This is a genomic window from Shewanella sp. Koi 1, assembly GCF_052907445.1.
Genome location: NZ_JBREJM010000001.1, coordinates 3,024,093 through 3,040,454, shown reverse-complemented (window position 1 = coordinate 3,040,454; position 16,362 = coordinate 3,024,093). Strand labels below are relative to the sequence as shown.

Below are 16,362 nucleotides of genomic sequence, written 5' to 3'. Positions count from 1 at the left end.
CAATGTCAGATGAAACCAAAGGTGGCAAGCCAAAAGCCTACAGCCATGATTACGATCCAAATTCTAATTTGGATATTCTGGCACAAGAGCTTGAGCGCAAGCTATCTGACACCATCTATCAGCGCGGCAATATCGATGTGCGCATGGTTGAAGATTTGCGCAACTATCACGGTCAGTATGACCAAGTCACGCTAGAAGCGATGACGCAAAATGAAACCGCTAAGGTTTTCATTAAGTTAACCCGCGCAAAAACTAACGCAGGTGAGGCGCAGTTAGTTGACTTGCTATTTCCAAATGACGACAAGAACTGGGGTATTAAGCCAACGCCTGTGCCTGAGCTGGTCGAAATGCTTGAAGATAAAGAAACGCCGTTCGAGCTAAACGGCGAGCAATATCAAGACGAACAAGGAAACGTAATATCTAACGCTGATGTGGCCGCACGTAAGCAAGAGAAGATTAATGCAGCGTGCGACAAAATGGAAAAACTGATTAGTGATCAGCTTGTCGAAACTAAATACAACGCCAAGTGCCGCGAAATCATTCACGATGCTTGTGTGGTTGGCACCGGTATTATTAAAGGCCCTGTGGTACTGGGTAAAACAGACAGAGCCTATACCAAGGATGATGATGGCAACTTTGTTGCCGAGATTAAGCAATCCTTTGAACCAGGCTGCGAAGTAGTGCGCCCTTGGGACTTTTACCCAGATATGTCGGCGTCAACCATCGAAGAAGCGGAGTTTGTTTTCGAGCGCCGCTTTATGAGCAAGAAGCAGATCCGCAATTTAGTTAACCGCAAAGGGTTTGATAAGGGACGCGTCGCTAAAGTGCTGCAAATGACTTCGACGCAAACCCAGCACCGCAGCACTTATATGGATGATGTGCGCATTCTGGCTGGACTGAGCGATTCACTCAACGATACCCGCTATGAAACGTGGGAGTATCACGGCCCAGTAACGCGCCAAGTGTTAGAAGAATTAAAGATTCTTGAGCCTATCGACCCTGAAAACGAGATTGACTCACAAGACGAATACGACGCAGTGGTGTTTTATTGCGGCGGTGTTGTGCTCGGGGCCAAGCTTGCGCTAATGGATTACAGCCAAGATATGCCGTACCGCGTTTACAACTGGGAGTTAGACGACTCAAGCATTTTTGGTTATGGCATCCCGCGAATGGTGCGTGATGAACAGGCAATTATTAACACCACTTGGCGTATGATCCTCGACAATGGCGCCATTACCTCAGGCCCACAAATCGGCGTCAATAAAAAGCATGTTAAGCCGCAAGATGGCGTGTGGAACTTAAAGCCGCGTAAGTTTTGGAATATTGAAGGCGCAGCACAAGATATTAAGCAAGCGTTTACCACGTTTGAATTTGACTCACACATTAACGAGTTAAGTCAGATTTACCAAACAGCGCGCATTCTGTTTGATGAAGTGTCAGGCGTGCCAATGCTGCAGCAAGGCGAGCAAGGGCAATCGACCCAAACCCTAGGCGGCATGTCGATGCTGATGAATGCCGCTAATACTGTGCGACGCAATCAAGTTAAGCAGTGGGATGACTTTATTACCTCGCCGCTTATCAGCGACTTCTATCACTTCAACATGATGCACAGTGACGATAACGAGGTTAAAGGTGACTACCAAGTCGATGCGCGCGGAACCTCAGCATTGCTTATTAAAGAGCAGGTAGGCCAAGCACTAACCAACTTTATCAATATTGCTGGTAATAACCCGATATTCGCACCGGTACTACAGCTTAAGTCGGTGCAGATCCTCAAGCAGTGGATTAAAACCCAGTCGCTACCAGATGACATTATCCCGACTGACGAAGAACTGGCGCAGTATCAAAAGCAAATGGAAGAACAGCAGGCGCAAGGTCAGCAAGACCCTTCGATGCAGCTTGAGCAAATGCGTATGCAGCAAGTGCAAATTAAAGCGGATATGGATATGCAGCTTGCTCAGTTTAACGCACAGCAACGTATGGCAGAGAAGCAAGCCGAACTGCAAATGAAGCAGCAGCAAATTGCCGCAGATATGCAGCGCCAAGAGTCGCAAGAGCGTATCGAGCTTATGAAGCTAGCGCAGAACGATAAGTTAAACACTGAAAAACTTATGGTTGAGTTGCAGAAGGTACAAAGCCGCGCCGCGCTTGAATGGGATAAGTTTATGGCAGAAAGCAACATGAAGTTAAACCAAGGTTTAACCGCAAACTACGGACTTGAATAATGCTTAACGTGAATAGTGAGTCATGGCAAGCGGTTAAGCAACGCTTACTAAAAGACAGAGAAGAATTACTCGAGTCACTGATTAACGATATGAGCGAAACTGCCACGGCAAAGATACGCGGAAAAATCGAAATGATTGATGAAATCATCCGCTTATATCCTAACGATTTAAAGAAACAAGCACAGGCCGCTGACGAATAGCGGCCTTTTTTATACCTCATTTTTAACTAACCCGCTCCGGCGGTTTTTTTATGACTGCAAAAAGGCACTCACAATGAAAAACCTAGACGGGCAAGACGAACTTAATCAACAACAGAATCAAGGCCAAGACCTAGACGACGGTGTTGATGCAATCAGCTTATTTAACGAAATCACACAGGACTCTAACGACTCCGGTGATTCGGTTGATGAGCTGGATCAAGAGCAGGATACCGAAGCGAAAGAGCAGCCAGACGATAAAGGCGCAGATGCCGGCGAAGGCCAAGCGGCAACTGATGATCCTTGGTCCTCTGCGCCTGAGGCTTTACGCAACGAATATCTATCGCTCAAACAACAGCACCAACAGCTTGAAGCAAATCATCGCGCCAATGCTGGCCGAGTCTCTGCATTGACTAAAAAACTCAATGAGGTGACCGCAGGGCTGAAAGCGAATGAGCAGGCTAATGGTGCAAATGCGAACAGCGCAAACGGGTTACCCACTGCCGATGACCTGAAAGGAAAATCATTTTCCGAGGTCGAGGAAGAATTCCCCGAGATTGCTGCCTTTGTTCGCAACCAGGTTGATGCAGCAAAGAACGCATTTAAGCAGCAGCTCACGCCGCTTGAAGAAATGCGCCAGCAACAAGCCGAGGCACAACAGCAAGCAGAACTGCAAAACCAGTTCGATGCGTTAGCCAGTGTGCATCCCGATTATCAGCAAATCGCACAAGACCCTAGTTTTCATCAATGGGTGGCATCACAGCCAGCCTCGGTGCAAGCCATGGCTCAGAGCACGTTTGCTGATGACAACATCGTGTTGCTCAACCTTTACAAAGGTTCACGCCCTGCGCCAAGCGCGCCAGCGGCAAAGCCTAAAACCAAACCTTCGTTAGCAGATCACGCCGAAATCCCGCGCAAAGGCGCAGGCAAAGCGGCGGCTGACACTGACGACGTTGATCCAGTTGCTTTATTCAATCAAATCACAAGTAATTAAGGAGTTACATCATGTCTAACGGCTATGGTGATATTGGCTCGCGCGTTGGCGTGTATGCTGAGAAAAAAATGCTTGAGCACGCAGAGCCAATCTTAGTGCTTAACAAACTGGGTGATCATAAGCCCATGCCAAAAAACACCGGTGAAGTGATTAAGTTTCGCCGTCCAATTCCATTAGCGCCAGCAACTACGCCGCTGACAGAAGGTGTTCGCCCTGCTGCGACTAACTTCCGTTATGCCGATGTGCAATCGACCTTGCAGCAATACGGCTCATGGATGCCAATTACCGACAAGGTTGTCGATTTGCATGAGGATCCAGTTGGCTCCGATATGGCAATGATGGCCGGTGAGCAAGCGGCTGAAACCGTAGAGCTGATCACCTACGGCAAGCTGATTGCTGGCACAAACGTTGTTTATGCCAACGGCTCAGCCCGTAACGCGGTAAATACACCATTATCGATCAAGGTACAGCGTTTAGCGGTTCGCGCACTGATGGCGCAGCGTGCTAAGCGTATTACCTCCATTCTGGCGGGTAGCCCTAACTATGCGACCAAGCCGATTGAAGCGGCCTTCGTTGCGGTTTGCCACACAGACGTAGTGTCTAGCGTGCGCAAAATGCCCGGCTTTACCCCAGTGGCAGAGTACGGCAATCGTCAACCCATTTGCGCCGAAGAAGTGGGCTCAGTGGAAGATGTGCGCTATATCGCATCACCGTTGTTCAATCCTTGGGTTAACGCTGGCGGCGCCCATGGCAGCACAGCGGTTACCACTGGCGGCACCAATGCCGACGTTTACCCAGTGTTATACATGGGTGCTAAAGCGTTCGGCTGTATTCCACTCAAAGGCAGCAAGGAAGCAGGCGGCGCAATCAAGCCAATGGTGCGCAACCCAGGCACTCCAAGCCACGGCGATGAAATGGGCCAAAACGGTTCAGTCGCATGGAAAACATGGTACACCGCCCTGATCCTCAACGACGCATGGTTAGTCCGTGGTGAAGTTGCAGCCTCAGTGGACCCAACCTAACCAATCAGTAAGCACATAAAAGCCCTCGCTTAATCGCGGGGGCTTTTTTATTTCAGCTTTGGAGAACGACCATGAAATTTACTAGCAAAGACAGTACCGCAAAACTGATTAGATATGCCGCTGATGAGCTTGGCATTGATTTGGCTGGCAAAGAACGCGCCGAAGTGATTGCCGAAATGAAGAAAGTTGACGCTTCTTTATTTGACGATGCTAAATCTAACGACTCCACCGACTTAGAGAATACCGATGTTCAAGAAGTCGAAGGCAAAGAGTTAGTTGCCGTCACGATCAATGTTCACGACAATAGCGGCGAAGATGAAGAAGTGGACAACTTCGTGCAGGTTGGCGTGAATGGCGTGATGTATAAAGTGATCAAGGGCGAAGATGTGCGTGTCCCTGTGGGTGTTTATGATGTGCTTAATAACGCCATCGAAAGCCGCTTTAAAAACGTCATCGACAAAGAAACTAAAATGAAGTCTTTACGGGAAACCAAGGTCAAGCGCTGGCCATTTAGCGTTATCGAAAAACACTACGCAGAATAAGGCGGCGCTATGACCTATTTAGAGTTGTGTGCGCGCGTGCGCGAGGAGGCGGGAGTTTCTGGAACTGGTCCAGCGTCAACCATTAATCAGACAGGCGTGCTGGCTAAAATTGTCGGCTGGGTGCGTGATGCAGACCTTGATATTCAGCGCTTTAAAACTGATTGGAAATTCCTATGGCGCCGCACGCAATCAGCTTTAGTGGTTGGTCAACAAAGCTACACCGCTATTGATTTATCCTTAAGCGATTTAAAGGATTTAAGCCGCTTTTGGGTGAATGATCAGCCAATGCGTATTGTGGATTGGGATGAATGGGTTGACCGATACGAACCACAAGGAACGGCCGTGCCTAACAATAGCGGATTGCCGCAAGTGGTCACCATTGCGCCAGACGGCAGCTTTATGTTTTACCCTGTGCCTGATAGCAACTACAGCACGCGCACTGATTATTACAAGATACCAATCGCATTAGCGGCTGACAGTGATGTGTCGGCAATCCCCACGGCATACCATGATTGCATAGTGCAAAAAGCACTGATTTATTACGGCAAGTTCGAAGAAGATCAAAACTTGATTCAGTTAGCATCGCTCGAGTATGAGCAAAAGCTGACTGAACTGTGCCGCGACTATTTGCCTAAGATGGGCTTTGCGCGGGGGCCGTTCTAATGTCGTTTACTCCTGCCGCACTTTCATTACGTGGTGGCCTTAATCTGGCCGATAGCGATAGTGATATGAAGCCAGGCGAATGCCGCGAGTTAGTCAACTATGAGATTAACACTTCTGGACGTTATCAGAGGGTGACAGGTTTTGAGCGCTTCGACGGCAGACCGTCGCCGTCAGCCGTGCGCGTTGTGGATTTGCCAGGCTTTCCATTTGATACCGATGAAGCCGCACTTGCGGCGCTAGAAGTTGAAATGGAAACGCGCAGAGCATTAATCCAAGCCGTACCCGGCAGCGGCCAGATTATCGGCGTGTTTATGTTTGCAGGTATCGTTTATGCGATGCGCAATATCGCCGATGGCACTGCGGCAAAGCTGTATCGCGCTACTGTAGCCGGTTGGGTTGAGGTCACAACGCCAGCACTTGCGCCTGATGGCCGTTTGTTTACACGGCAAACTAACTTCACTGGCAGCGCTGGCACGCTCGAGATTATCGGTGTAGATGGTAAAAACCCTGCATTCCGTTTTGATGGCACCACGTTTACTCAAATAACGGGCCCAATTACGCCAGATGCGCCAATCACGCTTGAAGTGTTACCAAGCCAAGTATTGCTATTGGGTTACCGTGGCGGCTCGTTTGTGTTTAGTGGCGTTGGCGACCCTACTAAATTTAGCAGTGTGGACGGCGGCGGTGAAATCGCGGTGGCCGATGAAATCACTGAAATGCAGGTGCAGGCCGATAATACTTGCGCCATTGGTTGCCGCAATCGCCTGTATATCCTCTACGGCACCAGCAAAGATGACTTTCAGCTAAAAAGCTTAAGCACAAAGGTTGGCATGCGCACTGCTACCGCGCAGAGCTTAAGCGATACGCTGTTTTTAGATGACCGCGGCTTAACCATGCTGGCCCGTGTGCAGCAGTTTGGTGACTTTGCGCAGGCCACTATTAGCCAAAAGGTGCAGCCGTTACTAGACCAATACGCTGGCCGCGATATGTGCAGCGTGACGATTAAAACCAAAAACCAATATCGTTTGTTCTTCACCGACGGCAGCGCCTTATTTATAACGCTGGCGCCTGACGGAACGCCACAATTTACCCAAGTTAACTACGGCGTGCCGATCCGCTGCGCTTTCAGTGGTGAAAACGCCTTTGGCATTGAATCGGTATTTATTGGCGCTGAAAACGGCTTTCTGTATCAGCTGGACAAAGGTTTTAGCTTTGATGGACTCGAGTACGAGGACTACTTACTCACTGGGTTTATGCACTTTGGTAGCCCTGAAACGCGCAAGAAGTGGCACAAGTTAGTGATTGAGTGCGACAGCGTAACCGAAGTGTTAATGCACGCTATCGCATACTTTGACTTTATGAGCCCTGACACACCAGACAGCGAGCTAATTGTCGGCTCCGGTAGTAAATGGGACTTGTCAGAGTGGGATAACGCCACATGGGGCAGCGGATCAACTAACTGGGCCGATATGTATATCGCTGGCGTGTCGCGCAATATCGCCTTGCATCTTAGCCACACTTCCAAGCAGTTACCGCCGCACATCATTTCAAACCTGTATTTGCACAGTAAACCCATTAGCCGTAGGCGCTAAGGAATGTCATGACTCAATTAAGCTACTGGCAAGATGCTAGCCCGTTTGTGACTGGAACGACGATCCGCGCGCCTGCAATGAACACTAAGCTAGGCGGTATCTCGGCCAGCTTGCAGCAAATTACCGCGCAGATTAACGGCTTTGTGGTAAAGCTGCCGTCTAACTTTGTCGGTAACACTGAAATCCCGCTACAGCCATACGCCGACACGCTGATTTATATCAATAAGCTAGGTAACCTTGATTTATTCCCAGTATCAAAGCTGAATCTCGATGCAACTCAAGAAATAAGTTTAGTCACAAACGCTGATAATGCCTTTAGCGTCGATGGCGACAACCATAACCAGTTTATTAGCTGCGACTATGCCATGCCCGAAGGGGCAAGCGGCGACGATGCCAAAGTATTAGTCACCGTTGGCCGCAGCATTCGCACCGTGAACGGCGACCCTGTGATTGCACCAGGCACGGTCATCTTTTTCACCGCGCATACGGATGCCGAGCTGTGGTTAGTGCCAGACGAGGCGCAGGGCGTGACCATTCTATCGAGCGGGACATTGAAGGCCTATGGCCGCGAATCGGCCATTGCCATTATCAGTTTGAGCGAAACCGTGTGGCTAATGGTGGGCGATATTTACCCCGAAGATGTGGTGCTCCTCTAATGGCGCCACCAAAGGTAACGCAGGCCAAGGCGCTATTTGCCGTATTGGCAGGCGGGATGCGCAGGCCAAGGGTTTATTATCGAGAAAAGGTACTTAGGAGTACGGTATACCCCTATCCGCTAAGTGATGTGTCACAGGGCGAGGCCAGCTTTATTAATGGCGCATTGCTAGGATTGTTACCGCTTTACGATGTGTCACAAGGTGCAGTGTTACTTGATTTTGCGTTTGTTAGCGCGCGAGTGGATTACGACCATACCCCTACTGATAATTTGGCAATTAATGCTGACTTTTCGATTGATATGAGTTTTGAAACCACTTTCGATGGGACGTTAACGGCCAGTGAAGCCAATTTAGCAATTAACGCTGATTTTAGTATGGATATGTCAATGTATAGCGTGACGTTTATCAGCTATGAACAACCGATCTCAGACAATCTTGCCATTACTGCTGACTTTAGTATCACCATGACCAAATCTTAGGAAAGTGTATGTTTGATAAAAATATGAAATTTAAAGGCCGCTTTAAATTACAGATTAAAAACACGCAAACAAGTGAAGAAAAAACAGTCGATTGGCAGGATAATGTGTGGCTGCAACAATTTTTTAGCAGTGCCATTTACAGCCAATCATCGGCACCTTATGCCTATTGTTTTTTTGGCACAGGTACAACCACCCCCGCAACCACGGACACTGATTTAGCCTCCCCATTAACCAGTTATCAGTACATTGGCACTACAAACGGCTGGGGTAGCCCTACTATTACCACAACCCGAAGTGGTGATGTGTTTACTAAGGAAATAGAGCTGACGTTTTCAGGCGCGCAGGGTGCTATTAGGGGCAATGTTACTGAGTTAGGTCTATCATTGTTATCTACGCGAAAATTATTTACCCGCGCATTAATTAAAGACACTAGCGGCAACCCCACAACCATTACGCTAGGTGAGTTTGATATTTTAACCGTGTATTACACGATTACAGTAACCATTGATGTAAGCAACCCTGTTTTAGCTACCCACACATTTAGTTTTAATGGCTCAACCATTACCGCCACATTAAGGTATACCAATTATAATGCGACTGGGTTAAACGCAGCGAGTATATTTGCAGTAGGTTCACAAACCACAAGCTTTAACTTTGCACGTATATTTGGATTTACCAATTATGCTTATGCTGTAACAGGTTTGCCCACGGATTATGCCGATTTAAACAGCGCTGAACACACTATTTTAGGTGCAAGTATTACTACAACATCTATAAGTAATACTAGTGGCACCGTGGGGGATGGTGATTCGCTTAATACCACTTTACTGTCGTCTGGTAACACCTCAGCGGCAGGGGTAAGGACAGGCACATGGAATATGTTAGTGCTTGGCGGTTCATCTAGTGGTACATCAGCAATTAATACCTTTGCTGATTATGTGATTACCTTTAACCCTTCCTTAGTTAAAGGGGCGTCTGATATATTTACCATTAATAGCTTAATGCTAATGTATGGAGGTACACCATCGTGATAACGGCAACCGCGCATGGATACTATGAAGTCTCCCTTGATGGTGGAAAATCCTTTTTACCTAAGCAGCATAATTTATTGCTAAATGGGTATTACAACACCAATACAGGTACAACAACCTGCCAGATTGGTACGGGTAATGCTGCGCCCACTGCAACGAATAGCGCATTAACAGGTGCGATTACCTCAGCGACAGGAACACAGGTATCACAAACTTATAGTTTTGAAGCCGCGACAGGTTCAATTGTGATTACCACTAAATACCAATATGTGTTTGCAACGAACTTAACTATTACCGCCCAAGAAATAGGTATTAGACAAGGCTCTACCTTAGTGAGTAGGGCGCTATTTAAAAATACCGAAGGTGGAACTGAGGCATTAGATATAACCCCAGTTGACTATTTTGTAGTTAGGTACACGTTAATTCAAAAAGTCCCTTCAAGTGCTGTGCCTGTGATAATGGTGTTAGATGGCAATAGTTATACTGGTATATTGATGGTATGTAACCCTAATAAATGGAGTACATCAATTTTTGGTACTTTAAATATTTCAACAGGCTACATCAATTTATTGAATGGTGTTTATACACGTGATGCTAATGGTTATTTATCTGGCACCCCTACTGTTATTAATTCTTATCTAGCTACTTCGGCAAGCAATACCAGTGCAACCATGAAGGAGCGCACTTTTACGGTTAGCAGTGGTTTAAATGAAATTGATACTGCATTTAATATTATTGCGCTTAGTGGTAACGCCAATAACACAGCATTAGAAGTGCAAGCCTTTATTCAACTAGATAGTCCTGTAGTACGCACTTCTGATTTTATTGTTAATGCTACATTTCATTTGCAGCAGGTAGCGGCATGATCCCCAATAACACATGGATAGATGACGAAACCCGTAAGCAGTTTGCTACCTATGGCAAAACAAAACCCGCCTTTAGCAGCCGCCGCTTGTCGTTTGTAACGCTGGGCTCGGCGCAAGTGTCGGCGTCAAATGAAACCCTTACCGATGCGTGGTGGGCGTTTGAGCATGCAACAGGCGGCGTATTTAAACTTTACCGCTACACCGATAACGCTTGGGTTTATCACTCGGATTTGTTTACGGTGGGGAGTTGTACGGCCTTTAGCGCGGCCTTTGACCAATTGGGTAAGCCGCTGGTGTTTTTCGATACGGGTGGCGAGCTTAGGCTTTGGTGGTTTGACCCTGTGCTTGCGGCGCACACGACAACTGTATTTGGTGAGGGTGAATACCCATTTACTACCTTCGATATTAAATACGAAATATCGAACTCGACCAGTGATGTATTGCTATTTTATGTGCGGGACGGGGCGATTTATTACCGTATGCAGCGTGACCGCTATGTGACCGAGTACAGCACACCAATTATTTCCGATGCAACTACCATTCAACAGGCCGATATTGCAACCGATTATCGAATGCAGATTGTTTACCGCGCCTTAGATACTGGCTATTCCCCGCCAACGCCAGAAGCGCCGACGGTTGACCCGACAGCGGGTAAATGGGCTTATTTGCTGAATGGCTACCAAAGCGCACTCGAAATTCCGCTAAGTGATGCGACTAGCAACATCGTCAGCCACGAAGCGCCGTTTAGTGTGTCGTTTGAGATTACCAAGGCTGAGCGCTTGCAGGAGCAGACCTGCCTGTTTAGTTATGGCTCGCCGGGCTTTGGCCCTCGGGTGTCGGTGAGCATTGGCGGCACCAATAACGATACGGTTTATGTGCGCTATTGGGGCGGCTCGATTGTGCAAAAAATGCCGTTTAAGCTGCAGAATGGTCACTGGAAATTAGAATTTTATAGGCTCAATGGCACTGGGGTTAACGATACCCTGCGCGTGAGCGTAAAGCCACCGAATGCCAGCGACTATATGACGCACGTAGTGAATCACCTTAGCGCCAAAATTCTCGCCGCTGCGCCCCTGCTGCGTATTGGTAACCGCGCCGTGTATAGCGAGCAGTTTTACCGCGTGCCAGGGGATTTTTCCACGGCGTATACGGTGAACAATGAATATGCCTTTGGGCTGCGCGGGATTATCAGCAATATTGAACTACGTTCTGAACTCGCGGCTGAACCCATCATTACCATCCCCATCACTAAAGACCAAGCGGCTGAGCAGGCGCTACTCGATGATGTGGGCGTGCCGATTACCGATGCGTTAGGCGCGCCGCTTACCGCTAACCTTGTCGATTACCGCGCGGCGAATTGGGCCTTTATTCCAACCTAGCTATGCGCATAAAAAGAACCTTGCATTAAAAGCTGGTGGGTATATGATTTTTCTATCGTGCCAAAGCTGTTTTTTGGCCTGCCCATCAGCGTTAAATCTTCTCTACTCACTTAACTGATAACTTTTTAAATCTCATTCTTCGAGGTTCATTTGCCATGCAACAAATTAAGCCAGTGCAGACTATTCAGCCTGTAGGCATTGGGCAATTGCCTGCGCCTGAAAAACCTAAAGATAAGGCTATTTATCCGGTCGAAACACCGCCAGTAAATAAGCCTCAACCCTATGAAGGTCAAGCGTCGATGACTGGCAATATTGACCGAGCAGGTTTTGGGTTTGATGGTAGCGGTGTGGGACTTCTTGGCAAGGTGCAGTATAGCAAATATGGCACTGAGCCTATTTACAATCAAACGGCCAGCGCGCCTAGTCCTGTGCCACCAAAGCCGGGTACGCTACCAACAGGAGGGCGCGAAAACTCGGCAACGACACCCGCTAAACCAACTGGCACACAGCAGGTTGATAACAGCCAATATCAAGTACCTACGCCTGCGCCAATTCAAAACACCTTTACACCTGCGCAGTACCAGTCTGTAACGGGTGATGCCTTAGCGAATGCGCCTAAGGCCAATGTGCAGGACAACACCTTTACGCCTAATGAATATCAAAACGTTGGCACAAATGGCGTCACTAGCGATAAGCAGTATCAGTATGATCCTAGTGCTGACTCGTTAGTACAAAACCAAATCACCGGCTTGCTTGATCCAAGCAGCGCAATGATGCGTAAAGCTATTGCGCAGGCACAAGGTTACAACGCGGCCCGTGGATTGCAATCTAGCTCTATCGGCAACGAGGTGGCGTTATCATCGATGATTGACAAGGCGTTACCTATCGCGCAGCAGGACGCGCAAACATTCAATCAAGCCCAAAGCCAGCAATGGCAAAATCAATTTACCTCTGATCAAACAAACATCAAAAACCAGCAAGACGCGGCGATGGCTGATAAACAGGGAGCCATTAACAACCAGCTGCAAAATAACCAAATGGGCTGGCAGACCAGTGAGAAGAACGCCGATCGCCAATTCCAAGCCGAGCTTGAGGATTTAAAGTATAAGCAATCACTCGGCACACTCGACGCCCAAGGCCAGCAGCGCTTGCAGGAGCTTAATGCGCAGCAGTCTTGGCAGACCAATGAAAACAACGTTAACCGCGAGTTCCAAACGCAACTAGAGGACTTAAAGTATCGCCAGCAACTCGGCACGCTGGATAAGCAGCAGTCCCTACAGCTGGCGCAAATGGAGCGCAGTGCGCAAATCCAAACCGACCGCGATGCGATTTTGCAGCAGTACCAAGTACAGCTTAACGAATTGCAAAATGATCAGCGCTGGAAAGAGCTTAATGCGCAGATTGAGGCCAATTTTGAAACCCAAACGCGCGGCTTTGACCAGCAAACCAAGATGGAATACGGCAATGCCCAAAGTACGGCCGTAAACGCAGCGATGCAGGCCATCGGTATGGCTATGTCAAACCCAAATATGACGGCTGAGCAGCAAAAAGCAGCTGTTGCCAATATCGTTAGCACGTTGCAAAGCCAAGCTAATATGCTGTCAGTCATTTATGGTGCGTCTGCTACTACACCGCCGCCATTAGTTACGCCACCGCCAGCAACGGGGAGCACTGGTTCAACCGGAGGATCTGGAGGTGCTGGTGGCAGCACAGGCGGAACAATCAACCCTCAAGCGAAAACGGGCACATATCCCGGAGCCGGTTATATCGGCGGTGATGTTGGCGGTTTATTACATAAATCTGTTTAGGTAATGAAATGATAAGAACCGCTACCCATGCCGACCTAAAACGCATCTTAGAAATCGGCAGACAAACCCTTGCCAAAGCGCCGAGCTATCCCGTTGAAATGGACGACACTAAGGCCAGTTATATGGTGCGTCGCTGCATTAGCGATAAAAGCATGGAGGCATTTGTGGCGGTGGTCGATGGTGAGGTGGTGGGCTTCTTACTTGCGATGCAAGAGGAACATTGGTTTAGCAAGGACTGTTACGCCACAGATTTAACCTTTTGCGTGCTACCAGAGCATGCAGATCAAGCCGTCTGGTTACTGCGCCGCTTTATCCGTTGGGCAAAATCATTCTCTAAGGTGAAAAGCATTTTGCTAGGCGTAAGCTCTGGCCTCGATACTGACGGCCGCATTGGTCAGCTATATCAAAAGCACGGGCTTAACTTGGTCGGTGGCTTTTACAATCGCATTCTCTAACAAATCCATTCAGTTATAAATCAAGTTATTTGATAGGAGGCAGTATGAGCGCTGTCGGCAAAGCCTTTAAAAAACTGCGTAAGTTTGCCCATAAAGTGACAGGGACACTAGACCCTGTATTTAAATGGGTTCACAAGAAAACCGAGAAAATTCGTAACAAGATTGAATCAAGCCCAATCTTCAAAGTCGTGGCCGCAGCCGTACTTATTTACTTTGGAGGTGCGGCCCTTATTGGGGCCATGAGCGCAGGTGGTACGGCGGCAGGGGGTATCGCTTCCGCTTGGGGTGGCGTGCAAGGTGCTGGTACGGCGCTAATGTCAGGTAACTTAGCTGGTGCTGGTTCTGCAATTGCTGGTGGCTGGACTGGGGCTGCGGGGGCAGCTGGTGCAACTGCGGCGGCTTCAACATCACAAGTTGGTGCAGGGATTTGGGGGGCGCAAACTGGTGCAACCACCGCTGGAACTACAGCGGCAACAACAGGCAACACGGTGTTATCAACTATGGTGCCAGCGGGTTCAACTGCATCTACAACTGGCATGACGATGGGGCAGTTGACCGCAGCAGCAAATGGCGCAGCTGCTGGAACAGTTCCAACAGCAGTAATCAATGCCACTGGTGGAGCTGCGTCTGCTGGTGTAACAGGTACCGCTGTGGCTGGTGGAGCAGGGGCTGCCGGAGGGGCGGGTACAGCTGCAAGCACATTGACACCGGTTGCACAGTTGCCAGCTGCTACACAGACAGTTACATCCGGAGGCGGGTTACTTGGTGGCATGAGCGCTGGCGAAGGTTTGTTGTGGTCATCAGGTATTAATGCCGGAACCCAGCTGATAGGCGGTGCGATGCAGGGCCGAGCGGCAGAGAAGGAAGCCGAAGAAGCCCGCAAACGCATGACTTACTGGGGCGTTGATGGCGAAGGTAAGCAAACCGATTTAAATATTGGCGGCTTGCTCGGCAAGATACAACTTTCACCCATGGCAAATATTGCGCCTGCTGGCGTAAAACCGTGGCAACCAACAACCCTAGATGATTTAACCAATACGGTGGGCTGATTTATGGCTATGCAACCACAACCAATGAATGCACCTGACGATGGCGAAGATTTAACGCCGCAGGAAGAAAAACAGTTAGCCGAGGCGATGAAAGTCGCCCAAGTGATTATTCACGGTGAAGGGCAAACGGGTGACCAAATCGCCGCCATGATCAAGGACTCTGAGGATATTGCAAAGGGCATTGGTAACGCGGTGGCAACGGTCATTATTGCCGTTAGTAAGCAAATGGAATTTAGCGACGACATTAAGCTGATTTTTGCCATGGAAATCTTTATGGAGCTTTCATCCTTAGCCGTGGATGCTGGGGCATTGGCAGAAGATGAAATCAATGATCAGTTTATTGATACCGCTATCAGCCAAGCCTATAGCGCTTATATCTCAACCAAAGAGGCTATGGGTGAGCTTGATGTAAATGAGCTTAGGCAGTCGGTTGAAGATGCGACTAAAGAAGGCCAAGAGCTTGGTATTGTGCCAAAACAAGGCGAGCAGCCAGCGCCAAAAGGCCTAATGCAGCGTGCAGCGGCGGGAGGTATGTAATGTCACTATTAATGGGGTTAGGTAAAGGTTTGCAGGGAGCTGGCCAAGCGATTGGTCAAGGGCTTTACGCTTATGCGATGGCAATGCGTGACGATGAGCGCGAACGGATGCGAGAGGCGAGCCTAGAGAAACGCTGGGCCAAAGAAGATGCGCGTATTGAGCGCCAAGAGGCTCGTCAGGATGCGCGTGAAGCTAAGAGTGATGCACGCTACGATGCAGAGCAGGCAAAATCTGATGAGCGTTATCAGGATTCGCTGAAATTCCGTGATAAACAAGCAGAGCTCGCCAGTAGCCGCGACGATCGCGCCGATGAAAAGCAAAATGCGTTATTAATCGGCCAAGCATTAGACCGTTTAAGCGCAGATTATAAAGAGTCATTAGCAGATGTTGATGCTATCCATTTAGACCCTTTAACCAAGCAACCGATTAATCCAGAGGCTTACGCGGCGAAAGTCGCCGAAGCGAAAGCGAATATGGAGGCAAAAAGAGCCAACATAGTGCAACGCAGTGGTTTAAGCGCTGACCAAATTAATAAGTACGGATTTGGTATGTACCTGCCTGAGCCTACGGCTGGCACTGACACAGGTACAGATAAAACCACGACGGAAATAGTCACGCCGCCTCCTGCTGGATTTGATAAAAATAAGTTCGATGCAGATCAGCGTGCACAAGGGTTAGCAGATAGTGCACAGTTTAAACCGTTACTGACACCATCTGAAATTGCGACAATGACCCCTGAGCAGCAGCGACAGCGGATACAGGATTTAAATCAATATAGGCAAGCCAACCCTGAACTGCAAACGCAAAGCCAGCAAGGCCTGCTCTATCGCGTGAAAAACATTTGGTAACTTAATCCCTTATACCAAT

The 16,362-nt window shown here is 48.6% G+C and carries 17 protein-coding genes; all 17 read left to right on the top strand.

The genetic code is table 11. From position 1 onward, the window contains the following. Nucleotides 1-2: 2 nt before the first annotated feature. The 17 genes from ACUZ8J_RS13265 (at nt 3) to ACUZ8J_RS13185 (ending at nt 16,343) form a co-directional block, all read left to right on the top strand. Nucleotides 3-2,225 (top strand): portal protein, encoded by a 2,223-nt coding sequence (locus ACUZ8J_RS13265; RefSeq protein WP_446694071.1) that lies wholly within the window; start codon nt 3-5, stop codon nt 2,223-2,225. Next, nucleotides 2,225-2,425 carry a hypothetical protein gene (locus tag ACUZ8J_RS13260; RefSeq protein ID WP_446694070.1) on the top strand — a complete coding sequence of 67 codons (201 nt, stop codon included), beginning with the start codon at nt 2,225-2,227 and terminating at the stop codon, nt 2,423-2,425. The genes ACUZ8J_RS13265 and ACUZ8J_RS13260 overlap by 1 nt, the downstream gene beginning before the upstream one ends. 73 nt (nt 2,426-2,498) lie before the next feature. Then, nucleotides 2,499-3,416 (top strand): hypothetical protein, encoded by a 918-nt coding sequence (locus tag ACUZ8J_RS13255; RefSeq protein WP_446694069.1) that lies wholly within the window; start codon nt 2,499-2,501, stop codon nt 3,414-3,416. A gap of 11 nt (nt 3,417-3,427) precedes the next feature. Further along, entirely contained in the window at nt 3,428-4,438 is a 1,011-nt protein-coding gene (locus tag ACUZ8J_RS13250) for a N4-gp56 family major capsid protein (RefSeq protein WP_446694068.1), read from the top strand. Nucleotides 4,439-4,509: 71 nt separating this feature from the next. Continuing rightward, nucleotides 4,510-4,980, top strand: a complete 471-nt coding sequence (locus ACUZ8J_RS13245; protein ID WP_446694067.1) for a hypothetical protein — start codon at nt 4,510-4,512, stop codon at nt 4,978-4,980. Nucleotides 4,981-4,989: 9 nt separating this feature from the next. Further along, nucleotides 4,990-5,643 (top strand): phage adaptor protein, encoded by a 654-nt coding sequence (locus ACUZ8J_RS13240; protein ID WP_446694066.1) that lies wholly within the window; start codon nt 4,990-4,992, stop codon nt 5,641-5,643. Further along, nucleotides 5,643-7,235, top strand: a complete 1,593-nt coding sequence (locus tag ACUZ8J_RS13235; protein ID WP_446694065.1) for a hypothetical protein — start codon at nt 5,643-5,645, stop codon at nt 7,233-7,235. The genes ACUZ8J_RS13240 and ACUZ8J_RS13235 overlap by 1 nt, the downstream gene beginning before the upstream one ends. Before the next feature lie 8 nt (nt 7,236-7,243). After that, nucleotides 7,244-7,891: a hypothetical protein gene (locus tag ACUZ8J_RS13230; protein WP_446694064.1), complete on the top strand. Its 648-nt coding sequence runs from the start codon at nt 7,244-7,246 to the stop codon at nt 7,889-7,891. Continuing rightward, nucleotides 7,891-8,370 carry a hypothetical protein gene (locus tag ACUZ8J_RS13225; RefSeq protein WP_446694063.1) on the top strand — a complete coding sequence of 160 codons (480 nt, stop codon included), beginning with the start codon at nt 7,891-7,893 and terminating at the stop codon, nt 8,368-8,370. The genes ACUZ8J_RS13230 and ACUZ8J_RS13225 overlap by 1 nt, the downstream gene beginning before the upstream one ends. Nucleotides 8,371-8,378: 8 nt before the next feature. Further along, a complete protein-coding gene (locus ACUZ8J_RS13220) occupies nt 8,379-9,401 on the top strand; it encodes a hypothetical protein (protein ID WP_446694062.1) in 1,023 nt (340 codons plus the stop codon). Continuing rightward, nucleotides 9,398-10,267, top strand: a complete 870-nt coding sequence (locus tag ACUZ8J_RS13215; protein WP_446694061.1) for a hypothetical protein — start codon at nt 9,398-9,400, stop codon at nt 10,265-10,267. The genes ACUZ8J_RS13220 and ACUZ8J_RS13215 overlap by 4 nt, the downstream gene beginning before the upstream one ends. After that, a complete protein-coding gene (locus tag ACUZ8J_RS13210) occupies nt 10,264-11,646 on the top strand; it encodes a hypothetical protein (RefSeq protein ID WP_446694060.1) in 1,383 nt (460 codons plus the stop codon). Before ACUZ8J_RS13215 ends, ACUZ8J_RS13210 begins: the two co-directional genes overlap by 4 nt. A gap of 155 nt (nt 11,647-11,801) precedes the next feature. Further along, a complete protein-coding gene (locus tag ACUZ8J_RS13205; protein WP_446694059.1) occupies nt 11,802-13,454 on the top strand; it encodes a hypothetical protein in 1,653 nt (550 codons plus the stop codon). Between the two features lie 8 nt (nt 13,455-13,462). Further along, nucleotides 13,463-13,909: an N-acetyltransferase family protein gene (locus ACUZ8J_RS13200; protein WP_446694058.1), complete on the top strand. Its 447-nt coding sequence runs from the start codon at nt 13,463-13,465 to the stop codon at nt 13,907-13,909. Nucleotides 13,910-13,953: 44 nt separating this feature from the next. Continuing rightward, the gene (locus ACUZ8J_RS13195) at nt 13,954-14,958 is read left to right on the top strand and encodes a hypothetical protein (RefSeq protein WP_446694057.1); all 1,005 of its coding nucleotides are present in this window, start codon (nt 13,954-13,956) and stop codon (nt 14,956-14,958) included. Between the two features lie 3 nt (nt 14,959-14,961). Beyond that, the gene (locus ACUZ8J_RS13190) at nt 14,962-15,495 is read left to right on the top strand and encodes a hypothetical protein (RefSeq protein WP_446694056.1); all 534 of its coding nucleotides are present in this window, start codon (nt 14,962-14,964) and stop codon (nt 15,493-15,495) included. Next, nucleotides 15,495-16,343, top strand: coding sequence for a hypothetical protein (locus tag ACUZ8J_RS13185; RefSeq protein ID WP_446694055.1), 849 nt, complete (start codon nt 15,495-15,497; stop codon nt 16,341-16,343). The genes ACUZ8J_RS13190 and ACUZ8J_RS13185 overlap by 1 nt, the downstream gene beginning before the upstream one ends. Nucleotides 16,344-16,362 lie beyond the last annotated feature (19 nt).